The 18,806-nt window shown below is 71.1% G+C and carries 13 protein-coding genes; 5 read left to right on the forward strand and 8 right to left on the reverse strand.

Going from position 1 to position 18,806, the window contains the following annotated elements:
• Positions 1–152: 152 nt before the first annotated feature.
• Together CUC05_RS20330 and CUC05_RS20335 are read right to left on the reverse strand one after the other, a co-directional pair.
• Complete coding sequence (locus tag CUC05_RS20330) at positions 153–2,705, reverse strand: cell wall-binding repeat-containing protein (protein WP_108667960.1); 2,553 nt, start codon at positions 2,703–2,705, stop codon at positions 153–155.
• Positions 2,706–2,777: 72 nt separating this feature from the next.
• Entirely contained in the window at positions 2,778–3,419 is a 642-nt protein-coding gene (locus CUC05_RS20335) for a lytic transglycosylase domain-containing protein (protein WP_157965816.1), read from the reverse strand.
• A 148-nt stretch (positions 3,420–3,567) separates the two neighbouring features.
• Here CUC05_RS20335 and CUC05_RS20340 point away from each other — a divergent pair, with 148 nt between their 5' ends.
• Both CUC05_RS20340 and CUC05_RS20345 read left to right on the forward strand, forming a co-directional pair.
• Positions 3,568–4,764 carry an aminotransferase class I/II-fold pyridoxal phosphate-dependent enzyme gene (locus CUC05_RS20340; protein WP_108667962.1) on the forward strand — a complete coding sequence of 399 codons (1,197 nt, stop codon included), beginning with the start codon at positions 3,568–3,570 and terminating at the stop codon, positions 4,762–4,764.
• A gap of 37 nt (positions 4,765–4,801) precedes the next feature.
• Positions 4,802–5,578 carry a nitrilase-related carbon-nitrogen hydrolase gene (locus tag CUC05_RS20345; RefSeq protein WP_108667963.1) on the forward strand — a complete coding sequence of 259 codons (777 nt, stop codon included), beginning with the start codon at positions 4,802–4,804 and terminating at the stop codon, positions 5,576–5,578.
• Here CUC05_RS20345 and CUC05_RS20350 read toward each other — a convergent pair.
• From CUC05_RS20350 to CUC05_RS20365, 4 genes are all read right to left on the reverse strand, one after another.
• On the reverse strand, positions 5,559–7,535 hold the full coding sequence (locus CUC05_RS20350; RefSeq protein ID WP_108667964.1) for a putative bifunctional diguanylate cyclase/phosphodiesterase: 1,977 nt from the start codon (positions 7,533–7,535) through the stop codon (positions 5,559–5,561). The two genes, CUC05_RS20345 and CUC05_RS20350, sit on opposite strands and share 20 nt — an antisense overlap.
• Before the next feature lie 37 nt (positions 7,536–7,572).
• Positions 7,573–10,269, reverse strand: coding sequence for a putative bifunctional diguanylate cyclase/phosphodiesterase (locus CUC05_RS20355; RefSeq protein ID WP_108667965.1), 2,697 nt, complete (start codon positions 10,267–10,269; stop codon positions 7,573–7,575).
• A 70-nt stretch (positions 10,270–10,339) separates the two neighbouring features.
• Positions 10,340–13,198, reverse strand: coding sequence for a M14 family zinc carboxypeptidase (locus CUC05_RS20360; protein ID WP_108667966.1), 2,859 nt, complete (start codon positions 13,196–13,198; stop codon positions 10,340–10,342).
• A gap of 88 nt (positions 13,199–13,286) precedes the next feature.
• Entirely contained in the window at positions 13,287–14,921 is a 1,635-nt protein-coding gene (locus CUC05_RS20365) for an acyl-CoA dehydrogenase family protein (RefSeq protein WP_205712461.1), read from the reverse strand.
• Between the two features lie 144 nt (positions 14,922–15,065).
• Between CUC05_RS20365 and CUC05_RS20370 the strand changes: the two genes are divergently transcribed.
• Positions 15,066–15,683: a maleylpyruvate isomerase N-terminal domain-containing protein gene (locus CUC05_RS20370; protein WP_108667967.1), complete on the forward strand. Its 618-nt coding sequence runs from the start codon at positions 15,066–15,068 to the stop codon at positions 15,681–15,683.
• Between the two features lie 6 nt (positions 15,684–15,689).
• On the opposite strand, the gene CUC05_RS20375 is transcribed toward CUC05_RS20370, so the two are convergent.
• Together CUC05_RS20375 and CUC05_RS20380 are read right to left on the reverse strand one after the other, a co-directional pair.
• Positions 15,690–17,012, reverse strand: a complete 1,323-nt coding sequence (locus CUC05_RS20375) for an ATP-binding protein (protein ID WP_108667968.1) — start codon at positions 17,010–17,012, stop codon at positions 15,690–15,692.
• A gap of 26 nt (positions 17,013–17,038) precedes the next feature.
• Positions 17,039–17,722, reverse strand: coding sequence for a response regulator transcription factor (locus CUC05_RS20380; protein WP_108667969.1), 684 nt, complete (start codon positions 17,720–17,722; stop codon positions 17,039–17,041).
• 118 nt (positions 17,723–17,840) lie between these two features.
• Here CUC05_RS20380 and CUC05_RS20385 point away from each other — a divergent pair, with 118 nt between their 5' ends.
• Complete coding sequence (locus CUC05_RS20385) at positions 17,841–18,161, forward strand: PepSY domain-containing protein (RefSeq protein ID WP_108667983.1); 321 nt, start codon at positions 17,841–17,843, stop codon at positions 18,159–18,161.
• A 124-nt stretch (positions 18,162–18,285) separates the two neighbouring features.
• Complete coding sequence (locus tag CUC05_RS20390) at positions 18,286–18,783, forward strand: MaoC family dehydratase (RefSeq protein ID WP_108667970.1); 498 nt, start codon at positions 18,286–18,288, stop codon at positions 18,781–18,783.
• The last annotated feature ends 23 nt before the right edge of the window (positions 18,784–18,806 follow it).

The raw sequence follows: 18,806 nt of genomic DNA on the forward strand, positions 1-18,806 counted from the left end.
CGCCCGCCGTTGTGCAGCTCGGCCGGGATCCCGGCCGACGTGCACGAGCCGTCCGACGAGTTGTTCACCTCGGCCGACCACCCGGCCGAAGTGAACAATTCGTGCGGGGGTGGGCTGCGGGGCCGCTCCGGACTGCGGCCCGCCCCGACTGGTCAGCCGAAGGAGATGTAGACGTCGGTCCCGCCGTTGTCGTCCTCGGGGACCAGGTCGTCGAAGACCGCGAAGGCCACGAGGCCGTTGTCGGCCACGACGACGCTGTGGTCCGCCGAGCAGGTCGAGTTGGTGTTGTGGGTGCCGTCCGCGGCAACGTCGATGCGCCGGACCTGCAGCGGCATCGGCGTGACCCGGTAGACGCCGCAGCCGTCCGCGGGGGCGATGCCCTCCGGGGCCGTGGTCGCCACGTAGGCGATCGTGGCCCCGTTGTCGGCGATGTCGGCCCTCGACGCGGCGTCGAGGTGGGTCGTGCCGTCGCCGGTGTGGCTGACCAGGATGGTCTGCTGGCCGGCGCGATCACGCAGGAACACGTCACCCTGGGTGCTGCCCATCCCCGCGAGGTCGGTCGACCGGCTGGCGAACACCACCAGCGCACCCTGGCTGCTGGTGGCGACTCGGTCGGCCTGGACGATGTTGTTGCTGCCCTGCGTCCCCTGGCTGTCGACGCTGACCAGGCGCACGTCGGTCTGGCCCAAGGCGCGGTCCCACGTGACGGCGTAGGCGTCGGCGAAGGTCGTGGCGTCCGCAGCCACCAGGTCGCGTCGGGAGGAGACGAACACGATCGTCGACCCGTCGGTCGACAGGTCGAGGGACGTGACGTCGCCGTTGAGGAACGGCTCGCCCTGCTCGGTGCGGACGACGTCGACGGAACCGGCCGCTCGGTCGTGCACGAAGACCTGGATGGAGTCAGCGCCGGTCGGCCCGACGCCACGGGCCTGGTACACGACGAGGCTGCCGTCACCCGACAGGTCGAAGTGGCCGATCTGGCTCGTGGGCGAACCCTGCGCGTCGACGCCGACCAGGGTGGTCTCCTGCCGCTGCCGGTCGCGCAGGTACAGCGAGAACTGGCCGCCGACGGCGCCGCTGCTGTCCAGCCCCGGATCCTCCGACAGGAACAGGACGTACCGGCCGTCGGCGCTGATGCGTGGCCGCGTGGACTCCAGGGCCAGCACGGAGCCGGTCGCTGGTGACCCGTCCGGAGCCACGTCGACGAGCTCGAGGTCCTGTCCCCTGACCCACACGTGCGGGGTACCGGCGCCGACCTGGCCAGACGGGTCCCCCTGGGAGACGAAGACCACGGCGCTGCCGTCAGCGGCCACGTCGGGGTGGCTGCCGCTGACGGCAGTCCCGTCGGGGCCGGCGGACAACAACGTCAGCGTCGAGGTCGGGGCGCCGAAGGTGTAGGTCGCCCGTTCGGTCTGGACCAGCCCGTCGCCCCGGTCGATCGTGACGACGATGTCGCACGTCGGCCCGTCCGGCTGGCTGGTCAGCTCCACGCTGCCGTCGTCGGGAAGCGGGAAGGGGGTCTCGATCGGGCAGGATCCGCCGGAGACGGTCGCCGAGGCGGTGCCGACGTCGACCACGACGGCCGAACCCGGCGAGACGGTGGACCCGGTCGGCGGGGTGAACGTGACCGGGACGCGCGGCGGCAGGCCGAGCTCGACACGTCCCTCCTCGCAGATGTCGCTGTCGATGACGCACGTCAGCCGGATGGCGGTGCCGTCCTGGGCGAACGCCGAGCCACCGGAGCCGCCGGAGAGGAAGGCCTCGGTCTCGGGCGGCAGGGCCTCACCGGTCGCGAGGACGATCGGCGCGTCGAAGTGGGCGGAGTGGGCCGCGGCGGCGAAGCCACCCGCCCACGCGTCGGCGGCCTGCCCGTCGACGAGCGTCACGCGGTCGACGTCGGCCGCGGACTCCGCACCGAGCTCCTTGGCGACCTCGACGCCGGTCCCGAAACGGGTGGGACCGGCGATGCGGTCCACCTGCCCGACCATGGTGCGAACGGCGTCCTCGGTGGCCTGGCTGATCGCGGCCGTGCCACCCATGATCAGCACCCGGTCGAACCCAGCGGTGGCCATGTAGTCAGCGGTGGCCGGGGTCAGCCGGTCGGTCTCGGTGAGCAGGATCGGCCAGCCGTTCTCCGCGGCCATGCCGCCGGCGGCCAGGGAGTCGGCGAACCCCTGCGTCGGGTCCCCCGCATCGGGTGAGGGGAACGCCCGGGCCAGGATGGCGGTGGACGTGTCGGGGCCGTCCTCGGCGATGGCGATCGCCGTCTCGAAGCGGGACGCACCCTGGCGACGGTCCACGGTGTAGCCGGCGGCGGACAGCTGGTCGGCCACCGCGGGTTGCACGGCGTTCTCGCCGCCGAGCAGGGTCACGCGTGCCGGTCCCATGCGTGCCAGCTCGTCGAGCACCAGGTCGGGCACGGGCCCGGCCGGCGGGACGAGCAGGAGGGGACTGTCGCCCTGCAGCACCCCGGAGGTCATGGAGTCCACGAAGACGTCGTCCCGGCCGATCAGCACCCGGGTCGGCGCGAGCGGCGTGGACTGCGACAACGCCACGGCGACCTCGACGTTGCTGAGCGCCTCCCCCTCCTTGACGACGTAGAGGGTGTCCGACAGCTCGGTTGCCCCGTCTGCCACCACGGGCAACGCGAGGAGGAGCAGCAGGCACGACACGAGGACGATCCGGAGGAGCTGCATGGCGTTCATCGTCGGCAACCCTATGGGATGGGCATCGTCGTCAGCCCCGCTGTCGCCCTTTCGTCATCCGGGTGGGACGGGTCATGCCCACGCCGCGGCGCGGTGGTCCTCCAGCTGCTCGTGCAGGTCCAGGACTCGCTCGACGTAGCCGGCAGAGGTGTCGCTGACGCCGTCGCGCATCACGCCGGTCCAGCCCTGGTGGTAGGCCGCCAGGGCGTGGGCGACGTCACCGTCGGCCCGGTCCAGCAGGTGGGCCAGGTAGGCCGCGCCACCGCGGACGTTGTCCTGCACGTCCAGCGGGTCCAGGTCGTGGCCGACCAGCTCCTCGGCGTGGACGACGGTTGCCGGCATCAGCTGCATGATCCCGACGGCGCCGGCATCGGACCGGACGGTGGGGCGGAAGGACGACTCGACCCAGGCGACCGCACGCACCAGCGACCCGTCGATCCCGTGTTCCTGCGCCGCCGCGTCGAGGGCGACGGCAACCGCACCCTCGGTGATCGCGGCCGGATGCACGGCCGGACGGTGGGCGAGTGGGACCGCGGGCTCCGCCTCGTCCATCTGCGCGGCGTCGGCAACGGCGGAACCGCCGAAGGAGACGTCGGAAGCAGCGCCGATGCTCCCGAGGGGGCCGGCGAGCAGCCACAGGACGGCAAGCGCCGCTGCGGCACCGACGATGGCGGTGCCGTTGATCCGAGCGGTGGGTGTGGTGATGGTCGTCATGTGATGAGAGGGGTGTCCGCGGCCAGCCCAACGCCAGCCTGTCGGCCCTTGGACCCGGGACTCCCCTCGAAGTTGCGCGGATCCGTCCCGGACACCCTTCCCCGAGGCCTCGGCACCCACACCTCGTCCCCCTAGACTCTGCGGGCACATGCCCCGACAGCCACAGCTCACGAGCCGACTGCAGCGATTCGGCACCACGATCTTCACCGAGATGTCGGCCCTTTCGCTGCGCCACGACGCGGTCAACCTCGGACAGGGGTTCCCCGACTTCGATGCCCCATCAGCCCTTACCGAGGCCGCACAGCGGGCGATCGGGGAGGGCCGCAACCAGTACGCACCGGGCAACGGCATCCCGTCCCTTCGCCGTGCCGTCGCCGGCCATGCGGCCCGTCATCACGGCCTGGACTACGACCCCGACACCGAGGTCACGATCACCACCGGTGCGACCGAGGCGATCTTCTGCACCCTCAACGCCCTCTGCGACGTCGGCGACGAAGTGGTGCTGCTGGAGCCGTTCTACGACGTCCACCGCGTGGCGACGTCGATGGCCGGGGCGGTCGCTCGGGGGGTTCCCCTGCGGGCCGCCGAGGACGGGGGATGGCGGCTGGACGAGGACGACCTGCGCGCGGCCACGAGCCGCGCCACCCGCGTCATCGTCATCAACGCCCCCATGAACCCGCTCGGCAAGACCTTCACGCTCGAGGAGCTGGGCGCCGTCGTCCGCGTCGCCGAGGAGGTCGGCGCCGTGATCCTCAGCGACGAGGTGTACGAGCACCTCGTCTTCGACGGGACCCATCGGTCGGTGTGTCATGTCCCGGGCGGCAAGGACCGGACCGTCCGGATCTCCTCGGCGGCCAAGACCTTCTCGGTCACCGGGTGGAAGGTCGGCTGGGCCTGCGCCCCGCCGCCGCTCACCGAAGCCATCCGCGCCGCCAAGCAGTGGACGACCTTCACCTCCGGCACCCCGTTCCAGCACGCGGTCGCGGAGGCCCTCGACTGGGACGACGCCTACTTCGAGCCGATGGCCGCTGACTACCGACGGCGACGCGACCTGCTGTGCGAGGCCCTGGACGACATCGGCTTCGGGGTGACCGTGCCCGACGGAACCTTCTTCGTCGCGTGCGACATCCGTCCGCTCGGCTTCGAGGACGACCTCGACCTGTGCCGACGCATGCCGACGGAGATCGGCGTCGGCGCGATCCCGACGCAGGTCTTCCACGAGGACCCCAGCGCCCATCACGGCCTGGTCAGGTTCGCGTTCTGCAAGACCGACGAGGCCCTGGCCGAGGGCATCGAGCGGCTCGGGAGCGGGCTGCCGGGCATGGCCCGCCCCGACGACCGCTGAGCACCACCGCCCCCAAGGACCCAGGAGACACCCCGTCATGCGCGTAGCTGCCATCCAGTCCGACCTCGAGTGGGAGGACCACGAGACCAACCGTCGCCGGCTGGCCGACCGGATGTGGGCCGCGGCCGCCGCCGGCGCCCACCTCGTCGTCCTGCCCGAGATGTTCCCGACCGGGTTCTCCATGAACGCCGAGGAGATCGCCGAGGACCACGACGGCGAGTCGGTGCAGTGGCTTGCCGACCAGGCCAGCACCCACGGCCTGCACGTGTGCGGCTCCATCTCGATGCGCTCGCCCGGCTACGACAAGCCCACCAACACCCTCGTCGTGGCCGGCCCCGACGGCGAGATCGGCCGGTACGCGAAGATCCACCCGTTCTCCTTCGCCGGCGAGACCGAGCACTACAGCCCGGGCCGCGACTTCCTGACCGTCCCGATCACCACGGCCGGCGGCGAGGTGGTCCGAACCACGTTCTTCGTCTGCTACGACCTGCGGTTCGCCGACGAGTTCTGGGCCACCGCGGCCGACACCGACCTCTACGTCGTGGTCGCCAACTGGCCACGCGCCCGCCGACGTCACTGGCAGACCCTGCTGACCGCCCGCGCGATCGAGAACCAGGCCTACGTTGCTGCCTGCAACCGGGTGGGGACCGACGGCAACGACATCGAGTACTCGGGCGACTCCATGGTCATCGACCCGCTCGGCTACGCGCTGGCGACCGGTGCGATGACCCACACCCTGGTCCTGGCCGACGTCGACCCCGCCGAGGTGGCTGACGTGCGGACCCGGTTCCCGTTCATGGCCGATCGTCGCTGAGCCCGGGCGGACTGGAGGACGCTGCTCCTCCCTCGTCGGGCTCCTGCGCCCTCTCGGTGACCCAGCCACGGGCCCATTTGATGGCCTCCGCCACGGGCATGGCCGGGGCGAACCCCCAGCCCTGGCCATGTGTGGCCCCGAGCTCGGTCAGCTGGGCGATCTGCTCGTCGGTCTCCAGTCCCTCGGCGACCACCGGCAGGCCGAGCTGCTCGGTCATGTGCAGCACACCACGCAGCACCGCGAGGCCGGTGGGTGTCTCCGTGGCGCCGGTGGTGATGGTTCGGTCGAGCTTGAGCTGGTCCAGCGGGAAGGTGCCCAGGTAGCTCAAGGAGGAGTAACCGGTCCCGAAGTCGTCCAGGCTGATGCCGATGCCGCGGTGGTGGAGGGCCTGGAGGGTCGCGCGGCCCTGTCCCGCGGGGTCGAGCAGGATGCCCTCGGTGACCTCGATCACGAGGGCGCTGGCCGGCAGGTCGTAGCGGCGGAGGACCTGGTCCACCGTGCTCATGAACTCTGCCCGGGCGAGCTGCAGCGGGGAGGTGTTGACGGCCACCTTCACCGGTGTGCCGAGCAGGTCCCGCATCCAGGCGATCGCCTGGCACGACAGCTCGAGCACCACGTTGCCGAGCTCCACGATGAGCCCCGTCTCCTCGGCGACATGCACGATCCGGTCGGGACGGACCCATCCGCGAACGGGGTGTTCCCAGCGCAGCAACGCCTCGAACGACGACGGCCGGTTGGTCGCGAGGTCCATGATCGGCTGGAGGTGGACCTCGATCAGCCCCGAACGGAGAGCGCTGCGCAGGTCGCTCTCCAGCAGCAGGCGTTCGACGGCGGCATCACCCATCTCGTCGTCGAAGAGGACGACGCGGTTCCGTCCGCCGGTCTTCGCCTCGTACAGCGCCGCATCGGCGTCGCGCAGCACGTCCTCGGCCGCCTTGCCGCTGTCGACCACGGTCGCGATGCCGATGCTGGCCGTGACGGTCAGCTCGTAGCCGGCCACGACGATCGACTGGTTGAGCGCGGCAACCATGGCGTCGGCGACCACGGCCGGTCCGGGGCCCTCCTCGACGTAGGGAGCGAGGACCACGAACTCGTCACCGCCGAACCGGCTGAGTGTCGTGTGGCTCGGCAGCGCATCGACCCAGCGCTTGGCGACGGCCGCGATCAGCAGGTCTCCGGTGTGGTGGCCGAGGCTGTCGTTGACGACCTTGAGGCGGTCGAGGTCGCAGTAGAGGACCGAGATCGGATGTGTGGGGGAGGCATGGCGCAGCGCGGTCCGCAGGTCGGTCACCAGCGTCGCACGGCTCGGCAGGCCGGTGAGCGGATCGAACAGGGCCAGCCGCTCGAGCTCCTGCTCGGCCTTGCGTCGATCGGTGACGTCCCGGAAGGTCACGACCATGCCGTGCACATCGGGGTCACCGCGTCGGTCGACGACGGCTGCGTTGATCCAGGCCGTCCGGCCGTCCGGCAGTCGCACCCTGCCCTCCCACGGCGTCGAACTGCCCGGGTGTGCGAGCGCGCCCTCCATCGCGGCCAGGGCGCTGGCTCGATCGCTCTCGTGCACCAGGTCCAGCAGGCGGGTCCCGGCCATCTCGGAGGTCCCAACCGGCATCCCGGCCACCGCCCCGACCACCTCGGTCACCAGGCCGTGGTCGTTGCAGATCACGACCTGGTCGGCGACGTCCCCGAGGAGGGTCTGCAGGCGGCGGCGGTCGCTGTCGACGGCGTCGACGAGCGTCCTGTGCTCGTGGGTCACGCGGGCGGCACGCCATGTCAGCAGGCCGACGGCGAGCACCAGGGAAGCGGCTGCCGGTGGGGCCAGCCCGCCGCGCAGGGCAACCGCGACGACCGTGGCGAAGCAGGCTGTCCAGACCGGGGTCAGGCGCCAGCGGTCCCACGTCCGCGCCAACGACGAACGCGCCGGACGACGAGCCATCGCAGGGGAACGAGAACGCATGCCCACTGGATCGTCCTCGAGGTGGGGGACTTGAGGTTCAGGAGCGGAGTTCGGGCGACACGGTCAGCCGTGGCGCGGCAGGCGTGCCATCCGCACACCTGGTCAACGCCCAGGCGAGGGCCTCGTCGGGGTCCATGGCACGTGCGTAGTGCCACCCCTGACCCAGCGTGGCACCCAGTCGGCTGAGGCGTCGCACGTCGGCGAGGTTCTCGAGTCCTTCCGCCACGACCGGCAGACCGAGGTTCTCGGTGATCTGGATGATGCCGGCCAGCACGGCGGCACCCGTCACCGTCGCGGCGGTGCCCGTCACCAGGGTCCTGTCCAGCTTCAGCTGGTCCAGCGGGAAGGTCCCGAGGTAGCTGAGCGAGGAGTAGCCCGTCCCGAAGTCGTCCAGGCTGATGGAGACGCCCTGCATGTGCAGGTCCCGCAGGGTCCCCCTTGCGAGTCCCTCCTCGTCGAGCAGGATGCTCTCGGTGACCTCCAGCACCAGCGCGTCGGCCGGCAGCCCGTGGCGATCGAGTGTCGCGCGGACCGTGTCACCGAAGTCGGGCCGCAGCAGCTGAAGGGCGGAGGTGTTCACCGCCACCCGGATGGATTCGCCGGTCATGCGCCGTATCCGCGCGATGGCCTCGCACGCCAGGTCCAGGACCAGCTCGCCGAGCGGGATGATCAGCCCGGTCTCCTCCGCGAGGGAGATGATGGTCGGGGCCGGCACCGATCCCCGTTCCTCGGTGCGCCAGCGCACGAGGGCTTCGAAGGACTCCGGGATCCCAGTCGCCAGCTCGACGATGGGCTGCAGGTGGACCTCGACGCCCCCGGTGCGCAGGGCCGTCCTGAGCTCCTGCTCGAGGTGCAGCCGCTCGAGCACCCGTCGGCGCATCGCCGGGTCGAACTCCTTGATCTGGTTGCGTCCCGCGGCCTTGGCTTCGTACATCGCCGCGTCGGCGTCCCGTAGGGCCTCGTCGACCGTGGCGCCGGCGACGGTGAGCGTGGTCACGCCGATGGAGGCACCCACCGTCATCTCGTGGTCAGCGATCTGCAGCGGCAGCCGGAGGTCACGCAGCAGCGTCTCGGCGAACTCCATCGCGTCGAGGCGACCCCGTTCGTGGGGATAGCACACGACGAACTCGTCCCCGCCGAAGCGGCTGAGGGTCGCGCGGGGCGGCAGCAGCGCAGTCCACCGGTCGGCGACGGCCGCGATCACCTCGTCCCCGACGTGATGTCCGAGGCTGTCGTTCACGAGCTTCAGTCGGTCCAGGTCGCAGTACAGCAGCGACACCGGACAGGTCTCCGAGGCGGTCTCGAGCTGCTCGGCAGCGATCGACCGGAGCGTCTCGCGGCTGGCCAGGCCCGTGAGCTGGTCGTACATCGCCCGTCGTCGCAGGTCCTCCTGGGCCAGCCGACGATCGGTGATGTCCCTGAAGGTGACGACCAGCCCACCGACCGTGGGATCGTCGAACCGGTCGACCATCGTGCCCTCGATCCACCGGACCACGTCGCCGAAGCGAAGCCGCAGCTCCTGGGTCTCCGACACGCCGGGCTGTCGGGCCGCCCGGGCCATGCCCTCGTGCATCCTCGCCACTTCGTCGGGGTGGACGGTGTCCAGCAGGCACGTGCCCACGATCGCCGACGGGCCGTCGTCCTCGGCCCGTCCGACATGACGGGTCACCACGAACTCGCGGTCCACGATCAAGATCTGGTCCTGGACGTCGTGCAGCAGTGTGCGCAACCGTTCGCGGTCCATCCCCAGGCGCATGTTGAGCGACCGTTCGTGGCGAACCATGCCCACGATGCGGGTCATCAGCGTCAGTCCGGCCACGAAGACCAGGGCGACCTCGACGATGTCGAGCCCAGCCTCCGGCCGGAACCGCCTGACGACGGTGTGCACGACGTAGCTGGAGATGGTCGCCGCCATCGGTGCCCACCAGCGCAGGGTCATCGGTTCACGGTCGACGGCGGGTCGGTATCCGCTCGCCGCGACCCACACGACCCCGACGAGCGCGATGCCACCGGCGAGCATGAGCCCTGTCCCCGCCGCGTCGTCGGCGTAGGCGCCCCCGGTCAGGCTGTCGGGAGAGACGATGATCGCCACGGCCTCCAGGGAGAACCCGAGGGCCATCATCCAGCGCACGCGGTTGATGTGTCCGCCGCGGCCGGTCAGCAGGGCCAGGGTCGCCACCGCGAACACGAAGCAGACGAACCCGAGGGGTACCAGCGACGGAAGCTCGAAGGTCTCGCCCGGCGGGGGCTGGAAGCGCATCTCCCAGGCCCAGAACGTGGCGGACACCGCCACCAGCGCGCTGTCGAGCAGGTCCTCGCGGCGGGCGTGGCGCAGCCCGAGGAGCGACGGCACGGCCCAGGCCACGAGCGGCACCCCGGCGAGCAGCACCACCAGGTACCCGGCCCTCGTGTCACCCAGCAGCAGGGTGTCGGACCCACCGGCCAGCAACGACAGGCCGAGTCCGACCCCGTAGGCACCCCACGCCCGAGCGTCGTCGATCCTCCGCCTGACGCAGACGACCGCGGCCGTGATGCAGAGCACGCCGAGCAGGAGGATCATGGCGGCGTAGCTGCCGCGCACGACGCCCGCGGACGCGAAGGCCCGCAGGACGAAGGCGGCGACGAGCACGACCACGCCGAGGACCCACAGCCAGCGCTGGCCGTTCCTCGAGCGTTCCTCGGACTCTTCTGTTGTCCCCGGGCCCCGTTCGCCCCAGCGACGTTGGTACGTCATGCCCAGCCAATCGGCGGTCGACCAGTCGATGTGAGGGACAGGACAGGGACGAACGGGGGCGTCCCCGGCATCAGCCGATGACGAAGCCCTCCGGGAGCCGGTTGGATCCGTCGACCATGACCCGTGTGGGGACGTCGGAGTCCATCCAGGTGATGTCGTCGTCGGCCAGGTCGGGGGCCGTGGACTGGGCGTCGTTCTGCCATGTCATCAGGTTGTCCAGGAGGGTGTACCCGTGGTCGGTCAGGCCGTAGCTGGACAGGCCGTGGGGGTGGAAGTAGGCGGTCGTCGGGAAGGTCAGCACCGACGCGAACGTCCTGACGACACCTGCGCCGACCGGGATCTCCGCGATCGAGGCCAGGTCGTCGGCACCGTCGGTGGTGGTCACCACGGTGCCGTCCACGCCCGCGAGGGCCTGGGTCGTGATGCCCCAGTTCGGCATGTTGTCCTCGCCGTCCTCGATGGAGTAGCCGATGGGCAGGGGCTCGGCGGTCTGTCGCCGGCCGCCGGCACCCTCGGCCGCACCCGGGTTGTTGGTCCCGGCCGCCAGCGGGTGGTCGTAGCCGTTGGAGAACACGGCGTGTCCGGCGTAGACCCCTTCGACGGCCACGTCGTCCAGCGTCAGCCCGATGTCCATGAAGGCCACGGCCTGCACGGCGTCGTCGGTCAGCACCACGTTGCCGCCCTGGCGGGCGAAGTCGGCCAGGCGCGCACCCATCGTCTGGGCGTCGCTGGCGGTGTAGGTGGTCGCCGGCAGGTCCAGCAGCCCCTGGCTGTAGGTCTCGTAGGTGTCGAGGTCGGTCACGAAGCCGGGCAGGAACGCCCCGTCGACCGCGATCACGGTGTCGAAGTCCGACAGGTCGCGCTCACCCGACAGGACCTCGTCGACGTCGACCGCGGTCAGGGTCGTCCCGCGGGCCAGGTAGGGCTCCAGCTCGGTGAAGAAGTCCATGTTGGACACGTCGAACGCCGCCTGGACGGGGTCGTCCCACACCGGTGCGGTCGAGATCTCGACCTCGTAGCCGATCCGCATCGGCTGGAGGGTGTTGGCGATCACGCGGTAGCGGCCGTCGGCCGGGTAGTTCCAGTCGGAGTGGTCACCGGCGACGCGGTAGACCGCCCCGTCGGAGCCGTAGGTCGGCCGTTCGACCCAGCGCTGGGTGGCGTCGTCGAAGCGCTGGACCCGCACCTCGCCCACGTGGACGGACTGGTGGGTCACGTTCTGGAACCGCACGCTGCCGGAGATGCCGGCCACGTAGTACTGGGTGTCCAGCGGACCGAGCTCGCTGCCGTCGTTGTCGACGGTGAACTCCGCCAGCACGGTGTCTCCGGTCCCCGTCATCGTCGTGCCCGCGATGTCGGGCATGTCCACGGCGTCGGCGGGCGTCGGCCGCACCGTCACGCCGGGGTCGACCAGCCGTCGTGGGTTGACGAGGTAGCCGACGTTGGTGCCGTCGAGGTCGAACCGGCCGTCGACCGGCTCGAGCTCGAAGTTCAGCATCGAGTAGATCAGGCCCTTGTTGCCGTCGACGTGCAGCTGCTCGGCTTCGGCCACGTAGCAGGTGCCCACACCGCAGTTGCCGAGGTGAGAGAGCATCATCTCGTTGTCGATGCCGTCGGCGTCGAGGCCGATCGGCGAGTCGATCCAGTTGCCCAGCGCACCGGTGGCGGTGTACTCGATCGTGTCCCAGATCGTGCCGTACTGCACGCCGTAGGAGCGCTGGTCGCACTGCTCGCCCGGCGGCAGGTGGGTGTCACCGTTGGGCAGGACCCCGGCGAACTCCACGCACTGCTCGGGGGCGTCGTTGGGCTTGATGATGGGTGACCAGGCCAGCCGGGTCTCGGCGTCGCGCCACGCCTGCTCGACGAACTCCATGATCCGTTCGTTCTCGTCGTAGGGTCGCTGCGACCCACCGAGCAGCGTGTAGGAGAAGGCGTTGGCCTCGACCATGCCGTGCAGGTCGATGCCGCCGGTCCACTCGTCGCTGACCGACTGCAGGGCCCGACCGATGCTGCGGGACTCGCTCTCCGACCACGGGGTGAAGGACGGGTCGGTGTAGCCGATCTCCGGCCAGTCGCGGTTGAGGTCCATGCCGTTGCCGTTGAAGCGCTGGAAGGCGGTGCTGCCCTCCTGCACGTCGCCACGGGTCCACCCGTCGGGGTTGGGCAGGACGAAGTAGCTGACCGAACGCATCATGACCTCGCCGACCGGCAGGTTGCGGGCCAGGCGGCCGCCCTCGGTGGCGATCTCGGCGCCCTCGGTCTCCAGCAGCAACCGCTCGGGCTCCTGCGAGGCCCACGTGGCCAGGTCCTCGATCGCCCGGATGCCCCCCTCGGCCCCCGCACGTTCGATGCCGTGGATCGACAGCGCCCAGGCGAAGTGGTCGCGCTCGGCCATCGGCACCGGGGCGACCGCATCGCCCAGCAGGCGTGCGTTCTCCGGCGCGGTGACCCGCACCATGTACAGCGGCCGTTCGTCGCGGCCGCCCAGCTCGGTGCCGTTGCCCTCGGAGTGCCCGTCGCCGAGCTCCTCCTGCAGGACGTCGTCGAACTCGTCGGTGCGGGACAGGTCGATCAGGTCGACGAAGTCACGCGTGACGTCGAGCTCGTCGGCCATGAACCGCAGGCCGGCGATGGTCTCCTCGAAGCCGAGGTAGTGGCGGGCGGCGCAGACGGCGTTGCCCTTGGCGAACGGCGACCCGACGCCCGGGTGCGGGGTGTCCTCACCGAGGCCGTTGGCCCAGTACGCCTGCGGGTCCGGGAAGACCCGACCGCACAGGGCGTAGGTCTCGGGGTTGTCGGCCACGGGGCTCGCGACGGCCGCCGGGGTCGACGTGGCCAACGGCGCGAGGGCCACGAGGACCGCCAGCGCGGCGATGAGCGCCAGGGACCGGATGCGCCCGGTACCGGAGAGGATGGATGTGCCCGCCATGTCGATGTCTCGCTTCGGCTCGTCGATCGATGTCGAGCCGGGAGTTCGACGTGGCGGGGCCGTTCTCCTGCCTGTTCTCCCGTCGGGATCAGGCGGCGTCGAGCGCGTCCTGCAGCAGCTTTCGGATGATCACGCGGAGGGCAAGCACCTCGTCGGCGCCCTCGAAGATCGACAGCACCCGGGCGTCGACGAAGTAGCGGCTGACCGCGTACTCCTCGGCGTAGCCGAACCCACCGTGGACCTGCATGGCCTCGCGGGTGACCCATTCGGCGGCCAGGCAGCTGAACGCCTTGACCATGGACGCCTCCATCTGGCCGGACCCGCTACCGAGCAGCTGCGCCGAGCGGTAGGAGAAGGTCCGGGACGCGGCGATGATGGCCGCCATGCGCCCCAGCTTGGCCTTGGTCAGGCCGTAGCTGGCCAGCGGGACCCCGAAGACGTGGCGCTCGCCGGCGTAGGTGGCGGCGGCCTCGAAGGCGGCCTGCATCACGCCGGTGGCGCGGGCGGCGGTCTGCAGGCGCCCGTTGGCGAAGGCGTCCATCTGCAGGTAGAAGCCCTTGCCGAGCTTGTCCTCGCCGCCGACGAGGTTGGCCGCGGGGATGCGGTAGTCCTCGAAGGAGATCTCGAAGGAGTGCATGCCGCGGTAGCCCAGCGTCGGGATGGCCTTGGCCTCCATGCGGCCACCGAGCGGCGACTCGTACTCCCAGCTGTGGCCCGGGAAGGACGGCTTCTCGACCACGAACAGGCTGAGGCCCTTGTGCGCCTTCGAGCGGTCCGGGTCGGTCCGCGCGAGCAGCATCAGCAGGTTGGCCTTGCCGCCGAAGGTGCACCAGGTCTTGACGCCGTTGACGACGTACTCCTCGCCGTCCTTCACGGCCTGCACCTTGATCCCAGCGACGTCGGAGCCGTAGTCGGGTTCGGTGACCGCGACGCCGCACATGAGCTCACCGGCGGCGATGGCGGGCAGCCACCGCTCCTTCTGCTCCTGCGTCCCGCCGCCGACGAGGGCCTTGGAGAGGATCTCGGGACGGGTGATCAGCGACCCGGCCACGCCGAGGGAGCCGCGTGAGAGCTCCTCGGTGACCACGACCATCGACATGAAGTCGTTCTCGCTGTGTCCCTCGGCGAACCCGCCGTGCTCCTCGGGGATCGACAGGCCGAAGCAGCCCATCTCGGCGAGCTCCTCGATGATCTCGTCGGGGATGTCGGCGTCGTTGCGGTGCACGTGCTCGGCGACGGCCTTGACCTTGGTCTCGGCGAAGTCACGGAAGGTGCCGCGCACCATCGCCATCTCCTCGTTGAGGGCGCTGGGCAGCTCGGGCGTGCGGCTGACCTCCTCCCCCAGCTCCTCCAGCAGGGCGGTGTCGCGTGCGGCACGGAACGCCGTGGTGAACGCCTCGCCGTGCCAGGCGGCCTCGGCCGAGAGGGCCCAGTCGGTCTCGCGACCGGCCATCCGGGACGCGAGGTCCGCTGCCATCTCCCCGGCGAAGGCAAGGGTCAGGCGGGCCTGCAGGTCGCCCTGCGCGCCGTAGTCCAGCATCTGCTCGGCGGCGGCGACGCGCGAGGCGGCGCTGGCCAGGTCGTAGGCCAGCTGCTGCTCGCGGTCGACGAGCTCGGTGCTGATCCGACCGTCCTTGCTGGCCGACGCCGCCAGCCGTGCGATGGCGCCGTCGACGACCTCGCGTGCGGCGGAGACGATGGTGCGGGCGGTGTCGAGCGTCATGGGGCAACCTCGGTTCGGCGTCGGTGGTCGTTGCATTGTTACCTGCCGGTAGCCAGCGGAGAAACCTGACCCCGGTCACAGGGTCCGCGGGCATGCCGTGGTGGCATCCGGAGAGGCCCGCCGCGGTGGGTGGATGATGGCGTCATGGAGACACTGCAGCCGTTCGAGGGGGCCGCCCGGGCGGTCGAGGCGTCGATCGCGGCCGTCGCGGACTGGGACGCGCCGGGGCTCGGGGAGTGGTCGGTGGCCGAGCTCGTGGCCCATCTGGTCCGGGCCGCCGACCGGATCACGCACTACCTCGACCAGCCCGTCGAGGGTGACACGCCGGTGTGCGACCGAGTGGACTACTTCCGCTTCGACCACCGGTCCGCCGCGCCGGGGGTCGCCGACCGTTCCCGTCAGGACGCGGCGCGGATCGGCACCGCGGCGTTGCCCGCCACCTTCCGTGCTGCCTGGACCGACACGGCTGCAGCCCTGCGCGAGGAACCGTGCGACCGCCTGCTGGCCACGTTCATGGGTCCCATGGCGCTGGAGGAGTACAGCGCAACCCGGGTGCTGGAGCTGGTGGTGCACGGGCTGGACCTGTGCCGGGCGCTCGACCTGCCGGAACGAACCGACCCGGCCGCCCTGGCGATGACCGAGGACATCCTGCGGGCCCTGCTCGACGGCGACGGCCCCGAGGGGCTGGAGGGGGCAGCGTTCGTCATGGCTGCCACGGGACGCGACCCCCATCCGGACCCACGGCTGCCGGTCCTCAGCTGAAGGTCGTCACGGGCGGCGGACCCCGAGGCGCAGGACGAAGCGGGCCCCTCCCTCGTACGCGGTGTCGACGACGAGGTCACCGCCGTGGGCCCGTGCGATACCGCGGCTGATCGCCAGCCCCAGCCCGGCACCCCCGTCACCACCCGACCGGGCCTCGTCGAGCCGGACGAAGCGGCCGAACACCTCCTCGGCCCGCTCCGACGGGATGCCGGGGCCGTCGTCGACCACGACGACGGTGCCGTCCTGGTCGACGCGGACCGTGACCTGCGCTCGGGCATGCCGCACCGCGTTGTCGATCAGGTTGCGGATCGCCCGGACGAGCTGTCGCTGGTCGGCGTCCACCACCACGTCGGCGCCGCCCACCGTCACCTCCACCCCGGCCCGGGTTGCCGTGGCGGCCTCGTGTGCGACGGCGAGGAGGTCGACGGGGGCACGTCCGGGGGCTGCCTCGTGCTCGTCGTGGCGGGCCAGGAAGAGCAGGTCGTCGACGAGGTGCTGCATGCCGACGACGTCGTCGAGGACGCGGGCGACGGTGCGATCGTGGTCGACGGTCTCGGGGTGGGCGAGGTCGACCTCCAGCTCGCTCCGCAACCTGGTGAGGGGGCTGCGCAGCTCGTGCGCGGCGTCGGACGTGAACTGTCGCTGACGGGCTGCAGCTGCCTCGAGCCGGTCCAGCATGTCGTTCATCAGCCGCGCCAGCATGGCGATCTCGTCCCCGGTGGACGGTTCGGGGACCCGTCGGTCGAGGTCGTGTCCGGTGATGGCCGCCACCTGCTGCTGGATGGCCGCGACGGGCCGCAGGGTCCGCCCCACGACCCACCACACCACCCCGCACAGGGCGAGGACGACCATCGGCAGGCCCACGGCGAGCGCGGCGAGCACCGCCGTGCGGCTCTCCGCGATCGGTTCCAGCGTGGTTGCGACGTGCAGGACCGCGTCGGTGCCGGCCAGCGGGGTGCCCGCGGTGTCCAGCGGCCGGCTGAGCACCCGGAAGGGTTCGTCGTCGACGGGGATGTCGAGGGAACGCAGGACCTCCCGTTGGACCCCGTCGGCCAGCGGGGCGCTGCCGGCGGCCACGGGGCTCGACAGCAGGACGGTGCCGTCGGCCGCGACCACCTGGGCCAGCGCGTCGTCGCCGTCCCGGCTGGCGAGTCGCTCGGGCAGGCGCTCGCCCTGCAGCAGCCCCTCGATGTCGTCGGCGCGCTGGAGCAGCGTGTCGTCGAGGCCGTCCAGCAGGACGGTCTGCTGGACCAGGACCAGCCCGCCACCGGCCAGCAACAGGACCGCTGCGACGGCGACCGTGGCGAGCGCAGTCACGCGTGCGCGCATGGATCGGCCCGCCCACCAGCGGCGGATCACGTCACGTCCGTCGGGGGCGTCGGCGAGTCGGCGAGGCGGTACCCGACCCCCCTCACCGTCTCGACGACGGCGGCGCCCAGCGCCCGTCGCAGTCGCGAGACGTAGACCTCGACCACGTTGGGGTCGCCGTCCCATGCCTGGTCCCACACGGCGTCGAGGATCTGCCCCTTGCTGAGGACGAGGCCGGGGCGCCGTGCGAGGAACTCCAGCACGTCGAACTCACGCGCGGTCAACGTGACCGGCCGATCGCCCAGCGAGACCCGCCGGCCGCCGGGATCGATGTGCAGGTCACCCACCGCGAAGGGGTGGCCGTCCCGACCCCCGTGGCGCCGGGCCAACGCCCGCAGCCGCGCAACGAGCACCGGGTAGGAGAACGGCTTGGTCACCCAGTCGTCCGCACCGGTGTCCAGGCCCTCCGCTTCGTCCCACTCCCCGTCCTTGGCGGTCAACATCAGGATCGGCGTGTCGTCACCTCTCGCTCGAAGGTCCGCACAGACCTGGTAGCCGTTGCGGCCGGGCAACATCACGTCCAGCACGATGACGTCGAACCGGGCGTTGCCGGCCAGCTCGAGGCCCGTCGGTCCGTCGTGGGCTTCGGTCGTGCCGATGCCCTCGGCCCGGAGGCCCCGACGGAGGCTCGACAGCAGCGTCACGTCGTCGTCGACCAGCAGGACCTCCATGGTCCTGCCGATCCTGCCAGCATCGGCTGAACCGCCGCTGACTCGCCTGTCAGCTGGGGGTCAGGTGGCCGTCCCACGATGGGTCGTGCACGAGGACATCCCCCTGGAAGGAGCACACATGAACCGCAAGCTGATCGGCGTCCTGCTGGGCGCGCTCGCGACCGCGGCGCTTGCCATGGGCGGCATCGCCGTCGCCGGTGGCGAGGACGCCGTGGAGGGGCCCGACACCCCGATCACCGGTGACGCGCTGGAGCAGGCGAGCGCCGCTGCGCTGGCCCACACGGGCGAGGGCGAGGTGACCGAGACCGAGGTCGGTGACGAGGAGAGCTACTACGAGGTCGAGGTGACCCTGCCCGACGGCCGCGAGGTGGACGTGCAGCTCGACGAGTCCTTCACCGTGGTCGGCGAGGAGGTCGAGGACGAGGCCGACGACGACTGACGCGCGTTGTCCCTCCTGTGCGGCCGTCGCCCCCCGGGCGGCGGCTGCATCGCTTTTTTTGGGGGCCGCTCGCGCCACGTCTAGCCTCAGCAGACCCATCCCGCGCCGCCCAGGAGGCCCACGCATGCAGTTCGGTCGTTATCTCGAGGAGTTCCAGGTCGGGGACGTGTACAAGCACTGGCCCGGCAAGACGATCACGCAGGCCGAGGACATCCTCTTCTGCTCGATCACGATGAACCAGCACCCGCTGCACTCCGACGACAACTACGCCGCTGCGGCCACACCCCACGGCAACGCCATGGTCGTGGGCAACCTCGTCTACTCCATCGTCCTCGGCCAGAGCGTCCCCGACGTCTCCGGCCGCGCGATCGCCAACCTCGAGATCGAGTCGCTCAAGCACGCGAACCCGACCTTCCACGGCGACACCATCTACTCCGAGACCGAGGTCCTGGAGGTCCGCGAGTCCCGCTCCAAGCCCGACCGCGGCATCGTCAAGGTCAGGACGATCGGCTACAAGCAGGACGGCACCATCGTCTGCGAGTTCACCCGCAAGGTCCTGATCCCCAAGAAGGACGCGGCAGGGGAGGAGTTCCCGGGCCGGCCCCTGCCACAGACGGACTAGCGCCGGGCCGGGAACTCGGGGGG

This window comes from Euzebya rosea, assembly GCF_003073135.1.
In the GTDB taxonomy this organism is placed as follows: Bacteria; Actinomycetota; Nitriliruptoria; order Euzebyales; family Euzebyaceae; genus Euzebya; species Euzebya rosea.